Source organism: Pseudomonas sp. UTLPPB19802, assembly GCF_059730225.1.
In genome coordinates this window covers 6,547,394-6,563,321 of record NZ_AP048545.1, presented here as the reverse complement: position 1 = coordinate 6,563,321, position 15,928 = coordinate 6,547,394, and the positions used below count along the sequence as shown (strand labels likewise).

Below are 15,928 nucleotides of genomic sequence, written 5' to 3'. Positions count from 1 at the left end.
GCTTGTCACTTGGACAGGAATCGCATCCCTTCTTCCAACCCCCGCAAGGTCAACGGATACATCTGGTCCTCGATCAGGTCGCGAACGATATTGGTCGAAGCCGTATACCCCCAGGTGTCCTTGGGATACGGGTTGATCCAGATGAGTTTCTTGTATTTCTCCATGAACCGCTGCATCCACACGTAGCCCGGCTCTTCGTTCCAGTGCTCGACACTGCCGCCGGCCTGGGTGATTTCATAGGGCGCCATAGCCGCATCGCCAATGAAGATCACCTTGTAGTCGGCGCCGTACTTGTGCAGCAGGTCCTGGGTCGACGTCCGTTCCGAACCCCGGCGCAGGTTGTTCTTCCACACCGATTCGTAGATGAAGTTGTGGAAGTAGAAGTACTCCAGGTGCTTGAACTCGGTCTTGCAGGCCGAGAACAGTTCCTCGCAGATCTTTACATGCGCATCCATCGAACCGCCGATATCGAACAGCAGCAACAGCTTGACGGTGTTGCGCCGCTCCGGCCGCATCTGGATGTTCAGCAGGCCGGCATCGCGGGCGGTGTGGTCGATGGTGCCATTGATGTCCAGCTCCTCCGCCGCGCCCTGGCGGGCAAACTTGCGCAGGCGGCGCAGGGCTACCTTGATGTTGCGCGTGCCCAGTTCGACCTGGTCGTCGAGGTTCTTGTACTCGCGCTGGTCCCAGACCTTGACCGCCTTGCCCTGGCGCTTGCCGGCATCGCCGACGCGGATGCCTTCCGGGTTGAAACCGCCCGAGCCGAACGGGCTGGTGCCGCCGGTACCGATCCACTTGTTGCCGCCGGCATGGCGTTCCTTCTGTTCTTCCAGGCGTTTCTTGAACTCTTCGATCAGCTTGTCCAGGCCGCCCAGGGACTGGATCTGCGCGCGTTCCTCGTCGCTCAGCGAGCGCTCGAACTCCTTGCGCAGCCAGTCTTCGGGAATCAGCGCCTGCAAGTGGTCGTCGAGCTTTTCCAGGCCGTTGAAGTAGGCGCCGAAGGCCCGGTCGAACTTGTCGAAATGCCGTTCGTCCTTGACCAGGATCGCCCGCGACAGGTAGTAGAACTCGTCCATGTCGGCGAAGGTCACGCGCTGTTTCAGCGCGTTGATCAGGTCGAGCAGCTCACGCACCGACACCGGCACCTTGGCCGCACGCATTTCATTGAACAGGTTGAGCAGCATGGCTATTGCCCTTCAATGATTTAACGGCTGCCGCGGCGGCTCATGAACGCGAGACGTTCCAGTAGCTGCACGTCCTGCTCGTTCTTGACCAGCGCGCCGGCCAGCGGCGGAATGGCCTTGGTCGGATCGCGTTCGCGCAGCACCGCCTCGCCGATGTTGTCGGCCATCAGGAGCTTCAGCCAGTCCACCAGTTCCGAGGTCGACGGCTTCTTCTTCAGGCCCGGCACCTTGCGCACGTCGAAGAACACGTCGAGGGCTTCGCTGACCAGGTCCTTCTTGATGTCCGGGTAGTGGACGTCGACGATCTTCTGCAGGGTTTCGCGATCGGGGAAGGCGATGTAGTGGAAGAAGCAGCGGCGCAGGAAGGCGTCCGGCAGTTCCTTCTCATTGTTGGAGGTAATGATGATGATCGGGCGCTGCCTGGCCTTGATGGTTTCGTCGGTCTCGTAGACGTAGAACTCCATCTTGTCGAGTTCCTGCAGCAGGTCGTTGGGGAACTCGATGTCGGCCTTGTCGATCTCGTCGATCAGCAGGATCACCCGCTCCTCGGACTCGAACGCCTCCCAGAGCTTGCCTTTCTTCAGGTAGTTGCGCACATCGTGGACCTTGTCCACGCCCAGTTGCGAATCGCGCAGGCGGCTGACCGCGTCGTACTCGTAGAGGCCCTGGTGCGCCTTGGTGGTGGACTTGATGTGCCAGGTGATCAGCTTGGCGCCGAAGGACTCGGCCAACTGTTCGGCGAGCATGGTCTTGCCTGTGCCGGGTTCGCCCTTGACCAGCAGCGGACGCTCCAGGGTAATGGCGGCGTTGACGGCCAGCTTCAGGTCAGCGGTGGCGACATAGGCCTGGGTGCCTTCGAACTTCATCTGTGCTTCCTCGAACGGTAGCGCCGGCCCGGCAGCGGGCGGCGGGGAAATTCCATGTTCCGACTATAACGCGGTGTCCGGTCGAGTGTGAACGCAGACGGCTTATTCAGTCTCTGAATGGAGCGTCACATCCTGACCTGGTCAGTGCTACTGGCCGGTGGTCGGCTTGGGTTGTTCGTAGCGGGCGTTGAAGGCCTGGATGAAACCGTTACGCAATATCTGCAAAAAGGCAGCGAACGCGCTGATATCCTGCTGATGAACGTTGCCGCTGAGTTCGACACGGGTGGCGAACTGGTTCTTCTTCTGGTTCTTCAGCAGGGTTTCGCTGGCACCGACGATGGCTTCCCAGACCGAGCGCAACAGGCCCTTGTCCTGGTTCTCGACGTCCTGCTGCCAATCGAACACTTCGACATCGTGCAGCAGCGGCTTGATATAGCCGGTCAGTTGGCCTTTCTCGGCCTGGGCCTCGATCACCACGTCGCCGCTGCCGCCGTTGAAGTCGAACTTTCCGTAGGCCGAGGCGAAATCGTTGACCTTGCGCAGCTCGATGCCGGTGGCGCGCAGGCGGAATTCGAAGTCCTCGAAGTTGCTCAATGGGTCGAAAGTGGCGGTGGTTTCCAGGGCAGCATGGCCGAGCAGCAGGGCCTTACCTTCGAAACGAGCGTCGCGCCGGCCCTTGACGTCGACGACGTTGGTCAGGTTGTAGAGACTGGCATTGACCTCGGTGGCTTGCAGGTTGACCGGCGGTTTGGAACTGAAATTGCGGAAGGTGATGCGGCCATTGTCGATCCGCACTTCATTGAGGGTGATCGGCAGCAACTTGCCCAGTTGCGCCCGCCAGTCGGTGCCCCGGCCGGTCTGGGACGCCTGGCGGTTGTTGGCCCCACCGTCGACGAAGTTCAGCTCCGGTTCGCTGAACTGTACCTCGGCCACCACCGCGTGGTTTTCCCAGAGGGATTTCCAGCTCACCGACAGGTCGATCAGCGGCGCCTTGAGAAACGGCACCGGCACCTTGCCGCTGACCTTGACGATTTCCAGGCCGTTGATCCGGTAGGCGCCCCGCCAAAGGGCCAGGTCGACATCGGCCACCTGGCCGCGGTAATCGCCCATGTCGGCGAGCTTTTCATTCAGGTAGTTGCGCACCAGGTAGGGCAAGGCCAGGTTTACGGCGACGACGACCAGCACCACGATTGCCACCCCCCACAACGGCCAACTGTAACGACGTCTCATCCCGGATGCTCCTGCAGGCTGTTCCTTAGCGATGGACCCCTGGCAAGCGCGGACGTTCGCCATCACTGGACGCCTGCTTCCCCGGGACATACCCTTGAGAGCCAATTCACCATCGCCCAAGGACTCGTCATGAGCCGTATTTTCGCCGACAACGCCCATTCCATCGGTAATACGCCCCTGGTTCAGATCAATCGCATCGCACCGCGCGGCGTGACCATCCTGGCCAAGATCGAAGGGCGCAACCCGGGGTATTCGGTGAAATGCCGAATCGGGGCGAACATGGTCTGGGAGGCCGAAAGCAGCGGCCGGCTCAAGCCGGGCATGACCATCGTCGAGCCGACCTCCGGCAACACCGGGATCGGCCTGGCCTTTGTCGCCGCTGCCCGTGGCTACAAACTGCTGCTGACCATGCCGGCATCCATGAGCATCGAGCGGCGCAAGGTGCTCAAGGCCCTGGGGGCCGAGCTGGTCCTGACCGAACCAACCAAGGGCATGAAGGGCGCCATCGAGAAGGCGACCGAACTCGCCAACAGCGATCCGGCGCAGTACTTCATGCCGGCGCAGTTCGATAACCCGGCCAACCCGGCGATCCATGAGAAGACCACCGGCCCGGAAATCTGGAACGACACCGATGGCGCGGTCGACGTGCTGGTCGCCGGCGTCGGCACTGGCGGTACCATCAGTGGTGTTTCGCGCTACATCAAGCAGACCCAGGGCAAGCCGATTCTGTCGGTGGCTGTTGAGCCGGTGACTTCGCCGGTGATCAGCCAGACCCTGGCGGGGGAGGAGGTCAAGCCGTCGCCGCACAAGATCCAGGGCATCGGTGCCGGTTTCGTGCCGAAGAACCTCGACCTGTCACTGGTCGACCGGGTCGAGCTGGTCACCGACGAGGAATCCAAGGCCATGGCCCTGCGCCTGATGCAGGAGGAGGGCATCCTCTGCGGCATTTCCTGTGGTGCGGCGATGGCGGTGGCCGTTCGCCTGGCGGAAACTCCGGAAATGCAGGGCAAGACCATTGTCGTGGTGCTGCCGGACTCCGGTGAGCGTTATCTGTCGAGCATGCTCTTCAGCGACCTGTTCACCGAGCAGGAAAACCAGCAGTAAGGGTCGCCAGCGAGGCAGGCCCGGTGTTTCGCCGCACCGGACCTGCCAGTGATCCTGCCGGGTACTGATCTGCATCAGCCCGTATTCAGGCGCTTTATGCTAATTAACGCGTTGTTGCGTAGCGCTTAACGCCGATTGTTAAGTCGCGCGGGTTTTTCCTGCGGTCGGTAATGTTTATCATGGCCGGCTGCCACGTCTCGTGGATTTTTTCCCTACCCGGACGTCGCCCACTTTCAAGGAGTGCTGAATGACCTTTTCTTTCGCCGCCAAGGCCGCCGTGTTGCTGCTGTTCGTAGGCAGCACGCTCTACGTGCACCTGCGGGGCAAGGCGCGTTTGCCGGTATTGCGCCAGTTCGTCAATCATTCGGCGCTGTTCGCTCCGTACAACGCCCTGATGTACCTGTTTTCCGCGGTGCCTTCCAAACCGTACCTGGACCGCAGCAAGTTCCCCGAGCTGGATGTGCTCAGGGACAACTGGCAGGTGATCCGCGAGGAAGCCATGCACCTGTTCGACGAAGGCTACATTCGTGCGGCCGAGAAGAACAATGACGCCGGTTTCGGTTCGTTCTTCAAGAAGGGCTGGAAGCGCTTCTACCTGAAATGGTACGACAAGCCGCTGCCGTCGGCCGAAACCCTCTGCCCGAAAACCGTCGCACTGGTCAGCAGCATCCCCAACGTCAAGGGCGCGATGTTCGCCCTGCTGCCCGGTGGCAGCCACCTGAATCCGCATCGCGATCCCTTCGCCGGTTCGCTGCGTTATCACCTGGGGCTGTCGACGCCGAACTCCGACGACTGCCGGATTTTCGTCGATGGCCAGGTCTACGCCTGGCGCGACGGTGAAGACGTGATGTTCGACGAGACCTACGTGCACTGGGTCAAGAACGAAACCGAGCAGACCCGGGTCATCCTGTTCTGCGACGTCGAGCGGCCGTTGAGCAACCGCCTGATGACGTCGATCAACCGTTCGGTCAGCGCCTTCCTCGGGCGGGCCACCGCGCCACAGAACGTCGATGAAGAGCGCGTCGGCGGGATCAACCAGGCCTACGCCTGGAGCAAGAAGTTCAGCGACAGCTTCAGCGGCGTGGTCAAGCAGTGGAAGCGCAAGCATCCCAAGGCCTACCGCATCCTGCGTCCGGTGCTGGCGATCGTGGTGGCCTGGGCCCTGGGCTACTGGCTGTTCGGCTGACCTGTTGCAATGGATGTCGAGCGCTGGTTATAGTCAGCGCTCGGTGCATCGCCTGATTCACCGTTGTTCCCCTTCAAAGAAGATCTGCACATGCCAGGTTCCTCCCTCAACGCAGTCGTCGTTCCAGCGCTCAACGCTGGCGTAGTGCCGTGCGGGAGCCAGCAACCGGTGCAGATCAGTCATTACCCACCACCTGTCAGTAGCACGCCGGTGTACGCAGTTGTATCACCGCCGGGCGTTGGCATTCGGGCCTGATCAGCAAAGGTTGCTGTTCTCCTATCTGCCCGCCTGAAAAAACCTACTGAATCTTCAGCTTCATAGCTGAGTTGGCATTTGCCTGAATCACAGGTGGTATCCATGTTGCTCATTTCAAAGCAATCCGCGACCGCGGCGGCTTCGACGAGTCTGTTTGTGCTGCTCTGGAGCAGCGGGGCGATCTTCTCCAAGTGGGGCCTGGCCCACGCCTCGCCGTTCGCTTTTCTGCTGGTGCGCTTTTCCATTGCCCTGCTGGGCTTGCTGTTGCTGGGCCCGTTGCTCAAGTTCAAGTTGCCCAGGCGTGGCAAGCCGCTGCTCTATGCCGCGGCAACCGGGCTGGTGTTGCTCGGCGCCTACCAGATCTTCTATCTGCTGGCGCTGGACCTGAAGGTCACGCCGGGCGTCATGGCGACGATCATGGGCGTGCAGCCGATCCTCACGGCGGTGCTGATGGAACGCCAGCGCTCCTGGAGCCGGATGTTCGGCCTGGGGCTGGGGTTGGCCGGGCTGGTCCTGGTGGTCTACCAGGGCATTGGCCTCGCGGGCATGTCGCTGGCCGGGATGCTCTTCGGGCTGCTGGCGCTGGCGAGCATGACCTTTGGTTCAATCATGCAGAAACGCATTACCGACAATCCCCTGGGTACGCTGCCAGTGCAGTATCTGGTCGGGCTGCTGTTGTGCTCGGCATTCGTGCCGTTCCAGCCGTTTCATGTCGAAACCAATAGCGGTTTCATCATTCCGGCGCTATGGATGGGGCTGGTGGTGTCGGTATTGGCCACGTTGTTGCTGTACCGGCTGATTGCGCGGGGCAACCTGGTGAACGTGACCAGCCTGTTCTACCTGGTGCCGGCTGTGACGGCGATCATGGATTACCTGATTTTTGGCAACCGCTTGGCGTGGCTGAGCATGCTGGGGATGGGATTGATCATCGTCGGCCTGGTGTTCGTATTCCGCAAGGCAGGTTAAGGCGTCTGTTCCGGCCCCTTCGCGGGCAAGCCCGGCTCCTACAGGTCATCGGTCGTCCACGACGCTACTCTGTAGGAGCCGGGCTTGCCCGCGAAGGGGGCGTCGGATTCTCTACAGAACTACCGCTGTGCCACGGCGCTGGGCTTCACCACCGCCGGCTTCAGCACCAGCCACAACGCCAGCGCAATCAACACCCCGCCATACAGATGCGCCATCGACAACGGCTCGTCGAGAAACAACGCCCCCCACAACACCCCGAAAGCCGGAATCATGAATGTCACGGTCATCGATTTCACCGGCCCGATGTTGCTCAGCAGCTTGAAATACACGATATAGGCGAATGCCGTACAGATCAGGCCGAGCCCGAGCAGAGCACCCCAGACCTCAAGCCCGCCCCAGCTTGCCGGAGGATGGGTCACGGCGCTGAAAGCAAAGAACGGCAGGATCACCAGCGTCGCCCCGAACATGCTGCCCAGGGCTGACAAGCGCGGGTCGAGCCCGCCCTGGTGGTCGAGCCAGCGTCGGGTCAGGAACCCGGCAAACCCATAGCTGGTGGTGGCCAGCAGGCAGGCGCCCGCGCCCATCAGCAGGTCGAGGTCGAAGGTCACCGGGCCGGCACGGGTCAGCACCGCGACACCGAACAGGCCGAGGAAAATCCCCAGCAGCTTGTTCAGGCTGAGTTTCTCGTGGAAAAACAGCCCGCCGATCAGCACGCCCATCAGCGGCGTGGTGGCGTTGAAGATCGACGAGTAGCCGGCCGGCAGCACCTTGGCTGCCACTGAATACAGCGTGGCCGGTAGCCCCGAGTTGATCACCCCGAGCAGCAGGCAGACCTTGAACTTGCCCTTGAAATCCCATTTGACTCGCATCAGCGCAAGGATCACCAGCAAGCCGACGGCCGCGATCGATACACGAAAGAACGCGGTGGGAAACGCACCCAGCACGGGAGCAATGATGCGCATGAACAGGAAACTGGCGCCCCAGACGGCAGCCAGGCTGAACATGCGCATGATATCGACGGGATTCACGGTGGGGATCCTTGGCAGGGTAGAGCGGGCAAGTGTGTCGGGATGTTATCTCCAGGGCAAGGTTGCGCAACACGACGACTGGCTTCTAAGCTCAACGGGCTCGCGATCAGAACAACTATCGAAAAATCCCGCAGAGGTTTGACTATGCCGCAGCAATGGCCGGCCGCCGATATCGCCCGCATGATCCTGGATGGCTTTGATAACTATCGCGAGCACTTTCGCCAGATCACCGACGGCGCCCGCGCCCGTTTCGAGGGCGCGCGCTGGCAGGAGGCACAGGTCGCGTCGGCGGCCCGGATCAATCTCTATGAGGAGAAGGTTGCCGAGGTCAACGACCGGCTGCGGGCCGGGTTCGACACCGAAGCATTGCTCGACGTCGGCATCTGGCCGCTGGTGAAAAGCGCCTACATCAGCCTGATCGACCTGCGTTTCGACGATGAGCTGGCGGAAACCTGGTACAACTCGGCTTTCTGCAGCCTGTTCAGCCACGACCTGATCAGCGATGGCTGCATGTTCATCCACACTACCCGGCCGTCCCTGCGCCGGGCGCGGGCGGCGCAGACCAGGACCTACCGCCCACAGGGCGAACTGCCGGGCATGCTCGAGCAGATCTTCACCGACTACCGCTTTAGCCAGGACTACGCCGACCTGCCGGGTGACCTGCAGCGGCTGGAGGCGCAACTGCACGAAAGCCTGCCGGACTGGGTATGCAAGGACCCGGAGCTAAGCGTCGAACTGTTTTCCTCGGTGCTCTACCGCAACAAGGGCGCCTATCTGGTGGGGCGTATCTACACCCACGACGAGCAGTGGCCGCTGGTGATTCCGCTGCTGCACCGCGAAGGTCACGGGATCCGCATCGATGCGTTGATCACCGACGAGGCCGAGGTGTCGATCATCTTTTCCTTCACCCGTTCCTATTTCATGGTCGATATACCGGTGCCGGCGGAGTTCGTCGGTTTTCTCAAGCGCATCCTGCCGGGCAAGCACGTTGCCGAGCTGTACACCTCGATCGGTTTCTACAAGCACGGCAAGTCGGAGTTCTACCGGGCGCTGATCGACCACCTGGCCAACACCGACGACCGTTTCATCATGGCGCCGGGTGTCCGTGGCATGGTCATGAGCGTATTTACCCTGCCGGGCTTCAACACGGTGTTCAAGATCATCAAGGACCGCTTTTCGCCGTCGAAGAACGTTGATCGGGCGACGGTGATCGAGAAGTACCGTCTGGTGAAAAGCGTCGACCGGGTCGGGCGGATGGCCGATACCCAGGAGTTCGCCGATTTCCGCTTTCCCCTGGGCAAGTTCGATCCGGCCTGCCTGGAGGAACTGCTGGAGGTGGCGCCGTCCACGGTGCAGGTCGAGGGCGATACGGTGCTGATCCGCCACTGCTGGACCGAGCGGCGCATGACCCCGCTGAACCTTTACCTCGACAACGCCAATGACGCCCAGGTGCGCGAGGCCCTGGATGACTACGGCCTGGCGATCAAACAGTTGGCGGCGGCGAACATCTTCCCCGGCGACATGCTGCTGAAGAACTTCGGCGTCACCCGCCATGGTCGGGTGGTGTTCTACGACTATGACGAGATCTGCTACCTCACCGAGGCCAACTTCCGCCATATCCCTGCACCGCGGACCCCGGAGGACGAAATGGCCTCCGAGCCCTGGTACTCCATCGGCCCGCTGGATGTGTTCCCGGAGGAGTTCCCGCCGTTCCTGTTCGCCGATATCGGCCAGCGCCGGCTGTTCAACCAACTGCACGGCGAGTTGTACGATGCCGATTACTGGAAGGGGCTGCAGGAGGCGATTCTCGCTGGCAAGGTCATCGACGTGTTCCCGTATCGGCGCCGGGCACTGGACAGCGACTGAGGCAGCCAGCGCGGACCTGATGTGGCGAGCGGTCCCAGCTCGCCACAGAGGGGAGCAAATCTGCGACAATCCGCCCCCTGCCTAAATAGACGACCCTTGCCGACCCGATGACCGACGAATCGCCCGCTATCGACCAACTGCTGAAAAACCTCGACCTTGCCATGATCGCCGACCGCCACCGCCTGCGGCGGCAACTGCTCGAACTGCGCAAGAAACCCGATGAGGCCAAGCTGGCCCAGTGGGTCGAGAGAATGCAGGCCTCCTGTGCGCTGGTCACGGCGCGGCGCGAGAGCGTGCCGACGATTCGCTACGATGACAACCTGCCCATCGCCGCCAAGCGCGACGAAATCAAGGCGGCGCTGCTCAAGCACCAGGTGCTGGTCATCGCCGGCGAGACCGGTTCGGGCAAGACCACCCAATTACCGAAAATCTGCCTGGAAATCGGCCGCGGCCAGCATGGCCTGATCGGCCATACCCAGCCTCGCCGAATCGCTGCCCGCAGCGTGGCAAGCCGGGTCGCCGAGGAACTGGCGACGCCGCTGGGCAGCCTGGTCGGCTACCAGGTGCGTTTCGAGGACCAGAGCGATTCCAACACCCTGGTCAAGCTGATGACCGACGGTATCCTGCTGGCGGAAACCCAGAACGACCGCTATCTCGAGCGCTACGACACGATCATCGTCGACGAAGCCCACGAGCGCAGCCTGAACATCGACTTCCTGCTTGGCTATCTGAAGACCTTGCTGCCACGGCGCCCGGACCTGAAGGTGATCATCACTTCGGCGACCATCGACCTGGAGCGCTTCTCCAGGCACTTCAACGATGCGCCGATCGTCGAGGTTTCCGGGCGCACCTTCCCGGTGGAAACCTGGTACCGGCCAATGACCTCCGAGCAGGACGAGGAGGGCAACCGCGTCGAGGACGACCTCACCGTCGACCAGGCGATTCTCGCCACCCTCGACGAAATCGCCGCCCATGAGCGCAGCGAGCGCAAGAGTCCGGGCGACGTGCTGGTGTTCCTGCCGGGCGAGCGCGAGATTCGCGATGCCGCCGAAGTCTTGCGCAAGGCCCAGCTCAAGCACACCGAGATTCTTCCTCTATATGCGCGGTTGTCACCGGCCGAGCAGCAGCGGATCTTCCAATCCCATCCGGGGCGGCGGGTCGTGCTGGCGACCAACGTCGCAGAAACCTCGCTCACCGTGCCGGGCATCCGCTACGTGATCGACAGCGGTACCGCGCGTATCAGCCGCTACAGCTACCGCGCCAAGGTCCAGCGCCTGCCCATCGAGGCGATCTCCCAGGCCAGCGCCAACCAGCGCAAGGGCCGTTGCGGACGGGTCGAGCCGGGGATCTGCGTGCGCCTGTACAGCGAAGAGGATTTCAACGGCCGACCGGAATTCACCGACCCGGAGATCCTGCGGACCAACCTGGCGGCGGTGATCCTGCAGATGCTTCACCTGCGCCTCGGTGAAATCACTGCGTTCCCGTTCATCGAACCGCCGGATGGCAAGGCCATCAGTGACGGTTTCAACCTGTTGCAGGAACTCTCGGCGGTCACCCGCGAGAACCAGCTGACCCCGCTCGGCCGTCAACTGGCCCGGCTGCCGGTGGACCCGCGCATGGGCCGCATGCTGCTGGAGGCGGCCAAGCTCGGCAGCCTGCAGGAAGTGCTGATCGTCGCCAGTGCCATGTCGGTGCAGGACCCGCGCGAGCGTCCGCCCGAGCGCCAGCAGGCCGCCGACCAGGCCCACGCGCAGTGGAAGGACGCCGATTCGGATTTCGCCGGGCTGATCAACGTCTGGCGCGGTTTCGAGGAGCAGCGCCAGGCCCTTGGCGCGAGCGCCTTGCGCAACTGGTGCCGGAAGAACTTCCTCAACTACCTGCGCATGCGCGAGTGGCGTGATTCCCATCGCCAATTGGCGCTGATCTGCCGCGACTTGCAGTTGGGCATCAACAAGGAACCGGCCGATTACCCCAAGCTGCACAAGGCGGTGCTGTCCGGCCTGTTGAGCCAGATCGGCCAGAAAACCGAGGAAGGCGACTACCTCGGTGCGCGCCAGCGGCGCTTCTGGGTCCATCCGTCCTCGGGCCTGGGCCGCAAGCGTCCGCAGTGGCTGATGACCGCCGAATTGGTGGAAACCACCAAGCTCTACGCGCGCATGGTCGCCAAGATCGAGCCGGACTGGATCGAGCCGCTGGCCGGGCACCTGATCAAGAAGAACCACTTCGAACCGCACTGGGAGAAGAAGCGCGGCCAGGTGGTGGCGTTCGAGCAGATCACCCTGTTCGGCCTGATCGTGGTGGGTCGTCGTCCGGTGCATTTCGGCCCGGTCGATCCGGTGGTGTCCCGCGAGCTGTTCATCCGTGAGGCGCTGGTGCGCGGCGAAATCCAGTCCAAGGCCAAGTGCCTGGGCGCCAATACCCGCCTGCTTGAGCAGCTTGACGAACTGGAAGCCAAGGCTCGTCGACGCGACATCCTCGCCGACGAGGAAACCCTGTTCGCCTTCTACGATGCGCGCCTGCCGGCGGAAATCCACCAGACTGCGACCTTCGACAGTTGGTACCGCGTCCATAGCCAGAAAGACCCGCAACTGCTGGTCATGCGCGAGGAAGACGTGCTGGCCCGCGAGGCCAGTGAAGTCACCGCCATGCAGTACCCGGACACCCTGCACCTGGGCGACCTGACCCTGGCCCTGAGCTATCACTTCGAACCGAATCATCCGCGCGATGGCGTGACCTTGCGGGTGCCGGCACCGTTGTTGCCGATGTTGCCCGCCGAGCGCCTGGAGTGGCTGGTGCCGGGCCTGATCGAAGCCAAGTGCATCGCCCTGGTGCGCAACCTGCCCAAGGCGCTGCGCAAGAACTTCGTCCCGGTGCCGGACTTCGTCAAGGCGGCGCTGCAGCGTATCGAGTTTGCCGAGGGTTCGCTGCCCCAGTCGCTGGGGCGCGAGCTGTTGCGCATGACCGGGGCGCGGGTCAGCGACGAGGCCTGGGCCGAAGCGGCGCAGCAGGTGGAAAACCACCTGAAGATGAACCTCGAAGTGGTCGATGCCCAAGGCAAGTTTCTCGGCGAGGGCCGTGACCTGGCGGAACTGACCGCGCGTTTTGCCCAGGCCAGCCAGGCGGCCTTGGCCGTGCCGCAGACTGCGAAGAGCCAGCAGCCGGTCGAGGCCAAGGGCTTCGCCGCGGTCGCCGAGACCACCCAACAAAAGATCGCCGGGCTGTCGATGACGGTCTATCCGGCACTGGTGGAAGAGGCCGGCACCGTCAAGGAAGGTCGCTTCTCCACGCCGGCTGAAGCCGAGTTCCAGCATCGCCGGGCGTTGCAGCGGTTGCTGCTGCAGCAATTGGCCGAGTCGGCGAAGTTCCTGCGTGGCAAGCTGCCGGGCCTGACCGAGCTGGGCCTGCTGTATCGCGAGCTGGGGCGTGTTGAAGCGCTGGTGGAGGACATCCTGCTGGCCAGCCTCGACAGTTGCATTCTGGACGGCGAAGACCCGCTGCCCCGCGACGGTGCCGGCCTGGCGTCCCTGGCCGAGCGCAAGCGCGGCAGTTGGACCGAGCATGCCGAGCGCCTGGCACGTCTGACCTTGGAAATCCTCAAGCTCTGGCACAGCCTGCAGAAGCGTTTCAAGGGCAAGATCGACCTGGCCCAGGCGGTGGCGCTCAACGATATCAAGCAGCAACTGAGCCAACTGGTCTATGCCGGGTTCGTCCGGGAAACCCCTGGGCTGTGGCTGAAGGAGTTGCCCCGCTATCTCAAGGCGATCGAGTTGCGCCTGGAGAAGTTGCCGGCCCAGGTGCAGAAGGATCGGGTCTGGAGTACCGAACTGGGTGGCTTGTGGAGCCAGTACCAGGCCCGCTCGGCCAAGCACGCCCAGGAAGGCAAGCGCGACCCGCAACTGGAGCTGTACCGCTGGTGGCTGGAAGAGTACCGGGTGTCGCTGTTCGCCCAGCAGTTGGGAACCAAGGCGCCGATCTCGGACAAGCGCCTGGGCAAGCAGTGGAGCCAGGTCGAGGGCTAGCCGTTCGGATAGGGCCCATTGATCTTCACAATGGGCCAAACTCCCGTGTTTATGGCACACTTGGCGGATAAATACCCGGTTCAGCGATCGAGTCGGGAGAACACCATACGGAGCCAGCCCCTTTGCCAAGGGGGTGGCCTTTTTACATGTTGGTACGACTGTACCAATGCCTTCTGCCTGAACAGAACATAGAGGAACGACCGTGCATAACGTCGTCATCAGCGGCACCGGCCTGTACACCCCGGCCAACAGCATTTCCAACGAAGAGCTGGTGCACTCTTTCAATACTTATGTACAGCTGTTCAATGAAGAAAATGCGGCAGCCATCGAGCGCGGCGAGGTTCAGGCCTTGACCGAGTCCAGCGCCGCCTTCATCGAAAAGGCCTCCGGCATCAAGAGCCGCTTCGTCATGGACAAGGACGGCATCCTCGATCCACGGCGCATGAAGCCGCGTCTGCCCGAGCGCAGCAATGACGAATGGTCGATCCTCTGCCAGATGTCCGTGGCCGCCGCCGAACAGGCCTTGCAACGGGCCGGCAAGACCGCCGCGGACATCGACGGGGTGATCGTCGCCTGCTCCAACCTGCAACGGCCGTACCCGGCGGTGGCGATCGAGGTGCAGGCAGCCCTCGGCATCCAGGGCTTCGGTTTCGACATGAACGTCGCCTGTTCCTCGGCGACCTTTGGTATCCAGAACGCCTGCAACAGCGTGCAACTGGGCCAGGCCCGGGCGATCCTGATGGTCAACCCGGAAATCTGCACCGGCCACCTGAACTTCCGTGACCGCGACAGCCACTTCATCTTCGGTGATGCGGCGACCGCGGTGATCATCGAACGGGCGGACCTGGCGACCTCGCCCTACCAGTTCGACATCGTCAGCACCAAGCTGCTGACCCAGTTCTCCAACAACATTCGCAACAACTTCGGCTTTCTCAACCGCGCGGCGGAAGAGGGCGTCGATGCCCGCGACAAGCTGTTCGTCCAGGAAGGGCGCAAGGTGTTCCGCGACGTCTGCCCGATGGTCGCCGAGCTGATTGGCGACCATCTGCAGGAGAACCAGCTGAATGTCGGCGACGTGAAGCGCTTCTGGCTGCACCAGGCCAACCTGAGCATGAACCACCTGATCGTCAAGAAGCTGCTGGGCCGCGAGGCCACGGAAGAGGAAGCACCGGTGATCCTCGACAGCTACGCCAACACCAGCTCGGCCGGTTCCGTGATTTCGTTCCACAAGAACCAGGATGACCTGGCGGCGGGCTCCCTGGCGGTGCTCAGTTCGTTTGGTGCTGGCTATTCGATCGGCAGCGTGATCCTGCGCAAGCGCTGATCGTGGAAGACGCTCAGTTGCTCGAACGGTTGCTGGCGGGCGAGCAGCAAGCCTACAAGGAACTGGTCGGCACCTATCAGGGCGCGATGCGCGCCGTGGCCCATGCGATCGTCGGCAGCCGCCAGGCCGACGAAGCGGTCCAGGATGCCTGGCTGGCGGTGGTGCGCAACCTCGCGGGCTTCCAGGGCCGTTCCAGCCTCAAGACCTGGCTGCTGACCATCACCGCGAACGCCGCCAAGAACCGCCTCAGGCAGAGTCGTCGGGAAGTGCTGCTCGAAGACTTGCCCGCGCCCCACGGCACCGTCGGCGACGAGCGCTTTACCGGTGACGGGCATTGGGCGCTGGCCCCGTTCGCCTGGCATGAAGACACGCCCGAGGCCCTGCTCAGCGAGGACCAGTTGCGCGAGTGCCTGGAACACACGCTGCTGAGCCTTTCCCAATTGCAGGGCAGTGTGTTGCTGTTGCGCGACCGCCAGGGGCTGGAGCTGGAGCAGATCTGTAATCTTCTCGACCTCTCGCTCTCCAATGTTCGTGTGCTGCTGCACAGGGCTCGACTGAAAGTCTTCGCGAGCGTGGAGCATTTTGAGGAGACCGGCGAATGCTGACCTGCAAGGAACAAGTGGCGCGTTCCAGTGATTATCTCGATGGCCAATTGAGCTTTCGTGAGCGACTGATGGTGCGTCACCACCTGATGTTCTGCCCCAACTGCCGCCGTTTCATCCGCCAGATGCGCCTGATGCGGGGCATGCTGGAGAAAATGCCTGAACCACCGGTGGAAAATCTCGATGCCCTGGCGCAACGCCTGGCGGACGAGCGGCGCAACGCCAAAAAGCCCTGAGCACAATAGTCTCAAAAAGCCACTATTTTTTCGGCAAAGCCTCTGCATCGCGGGCTTCAAGC

General features: G+C 62.5%; 13 protein-coding genes. 8 read left to right on the top strand and 5 right to left on the bottom strand.

Features of this window, described 5'->3' with window-relative positions:
* Window positions 1-5: 5 nt before the first annotated feature.
* From AC6I6U_RS28795 to AC6I6U_RS28785, 3 genes are all read right to left on the bottom strand, one after another.
* On the bottom strand, window positions 6-1,184 hold the full coding sequence (locus AC6I6U_RS28795; protein WP_497879364.1) for a vWA domain-containing protein: 1,179 nt from the start codon (window positions 1,182-1,184) through the stop codon (window positions 6-8).
* A 20-nt stretch (window positions 1,185-1,204) separates the two neighbouring features.
* On the bottom strand, window positions 1,205-2,050 hold the full coding sequence (locus AC6I6U_RS28790) for an AAA family ATPase (RefSeq protein ID WP_497879363.1): 846 nt from the start codon (window positions 2,048-2,050) through the stop codon (window positions 1,205-1,207).
* A 147-nt stretch (window positions 2,051-2,197) separates the two neighbouring features.
* On the bottom strand, window positions 2,198-3,280 hold the full coding sequence (locus AC6I6U_RS28785; RefSeq protein ID WP_497879362.1) for a DUF748 domain-containing protein: 1,083 nt from the start codon (window positions 3,278-3,280) through the stop codon (window positions 2,198-2,200).
* A 129-nt stretch (window positions 3,281-3,409) separates the two neighbouring features.
* On the opposite strand from AC6I6U_RS28785, the gene cysK reads away from it, so the two are divergent.
* A complete protein-coding gene (gene cysK / locus AC6I6U_RS28780) occupies window positions 3,410-4,384 on the top strand; it encodes a cysteine synthase A (RefSeq protein WP_497879361.1) in 975 nt (324 codons plus the stop codon).
* A gap of 247 nt (window positions 4,385-4,631) precedes the next feature.
* Window positions 4,632-5,570 (top strand): aspartyl/asparaginyl beta-hydroxylase domain-containing protein, encoded by a 939-nt coding sequence (locus AC6I6U_RS28775; RefSeq protein WP_497879360.1) that lies wholly within the window; start codon window positions 4,632-4,634, stop codon window positions 5,568-5,570.
* Between the two features lie 57 nt (window positions 5,571-5,627).
* Here the strand turns inward: AC6I6U_RS28775 and AC6I6U_RS28770 are convergent, their stop codons facing one another.
* Window positions 5,628-5,753: a hypothetical protein gene (locus tag AC6I6U_RS28770; protein ID WP_497879359.1), complete on the bottom strand. Its 126-nt coding sequence runs from the start codon at window positions 5,751-5,753 to the stop codon at window positions 5,628-5,630.
* Window positions 5,754-5,927: 174 nt separating this feature from the next.
* On the opposite strand from AC6I6U_RS28770, the gene AC6I6U_RS28765 reads away from it, so the two are divergent.
* Complete coding sequence (locus AC6I6U_RS28765; protein WP_497879358.1) at window positions 5,928-6,791, top strand: DMT family transporter; 864 nt, start codon at window positions 5,928-5,930, stop codon at window positions 6,789-6,791.
* A 119-nt stretch (window positions 6,792-6,910) separates the two neighbouring features.
* Here AC6I6U_RS28765 and AC6I6U_RS28760 read toward each other — a convergent pair whose 3' ends face one another.
* The gene (locus AC6I6U_RS28760) at window positions 6,911-7,819 is read right to left on the bottom strand and encodes a DMT family transporter (RefSeq protein ID WP_497879357.1); all 909 of its coding nucleotides are present in this window, start codon (window positions 7,817-7,819) and stop codon (window positions 6,911-6,913) included.
* A gap of 144 nt (window positions 7,820-7,963) precedes the next feature.
* On the opposite strand from AC6I6U_RS28760, the gene aceK reads away from it, so the two are divergent.
* From aceK to AC6I6U_RS28735, 5 genes are all read left to right on the top strand, one after another.
* On the top strand, window positions 7,964-9,685 hold the full coding sequence (gene aceK, locus AC6I6U_RS28755; protein ID WP_497879356.1) for a bifunctional isocitrate dehydrogenase kinase/phosphatase: 1,722 nt from the start codon (window positions 7,964-7,966) through the stop codon (window positions 9,683-9,685).
* A 107-nt stretch (window positions 9,686-9,792) separates the two neighbouring features.
* Complete coding sequence (gene hrpA, locus AC6I6U_RS28750; RefSeq protein WP_497879355.1) at window positions 9,793-13,704, top strand: ATP-dependent RNA helicase HrpA; 3,912 nt, start codon at window positions 9,793-9,795, stop codon at window positions 13,702-13,704.
* A 202-nt stretch (window positions 13,705-13,906) separates the two neighbouring features.
* Entirely contained in the window at window positions 13,907-15,028 is a 1,122-nt protein-coding gene (locus AC6I6U_RS28745; protein ID WP_497879354.1) for a beta-ketoacyl-ACP synthase III, read from the top strand.
* 2 nt (window positions 15,029-15,030) lie between these two features.
* The gene (locus tag AC6I6U_RS28740; RefSeq protein WP_497879353.1) at window positions 15,031-15,633 is read left to right on the top strand and encodes an RNA polymerase sigma factor; all 603 of its coding nucleotides are present in this window, start codon (window positions 15,031-15,033) and stop codon (window positions 15,631-15,633) included.
* Window positions 15,627-15,866 carry an anti-sigma factor family protein gene (locus AC6I6U_RS28735; RefSeq protein WP_497879352.1) on the top strand — a complete coding sequence of 80 codons (240 nt, stop codon included), beginning with the start codon at window positions 15,627-15,629 and terminating at the stop codon, window positions 15,864-15,866. Before AC6I6U_RS28740 ends, AC6I6U_RS28735 begins: the two co-directional genes overlap by 7 nt.
* The last annotated feature ends 62 nt before the right edge of the window (window positions 15,867-15,928 follow it).

Bases quoted from the DNA above. Each gene is read 5' to 3' on its own strand.
- AC6I6U_RS28785 (WP_497879362.1), bottom strand. From the start codon at position 3,280: ATGAGACGTCGTTACAGTTGGCCGTTGTGGGGGGTGGCAATCGTGGTG.
- hrpA (WP_497879355.1), top strand. From the start codon at position 9,793: ATGACCGACGAATCGCCCGCTATCGACCAACTGCTGAAAAACCTCGAC.
- AC6I6U_RS28790 (WP_497879363.1), bottom strand. From the start codon at position 2,050: ATGAAGTTCGAAGGCACCCAGGCCTATGTCGCCACCGCTGACCTGAAG.
- AC6I6U_RS28765 (WP_497879358.1), top strand. From the start codon at position 5,928: ATGTTGCTCATTTCAAAGCAATCCGCGACCGCGGCGGCTTCGACGAGT.
- AC6I6U_RS28795 (WP_497879364.1), bottom strand. From the start codon at position 1,184: ATGCTGCTCAACCTGTTCAATGAAATGCGTGCGGCCAAGGTGCCGGTG.
- cysK (WP_497879361.1), top strand. From the start codon at position 3,410: ATGAGCCGTATTTTCGCCGACAACGCCCATTCCATCGGTAATACGCCC.
- AC6I6U_RS28735 (WP_497879352.1), top strand. From the start codon at position 15,627: ATGCTGACCTGCAAGGAACAAGTGGCGCGTTCCAGTGATTATCTCGAT.
- AC6I6U_RS28775 (WP_497879360.1), top strand. From the start codon at position 4,632: ATGACCTTTTCTTTCGCCGCCAAGGCCGCCGTGTTGCTGCTGTTCGTA.
- AC6I6U_RS28770 (WP_497879359.1), bottom strand. From the start codon at position 5,753: ATGACTGATCTGCACCGGTTGCTGGCTCCCGCACGGCACTACGCCAGC.
- aceK (WP_497879356.1), top strand. From the start codon at position 7,964: ATGCCGCAGCAATGGCCGGCCGCCGATATCGCCCGCATGATCCTGGAT.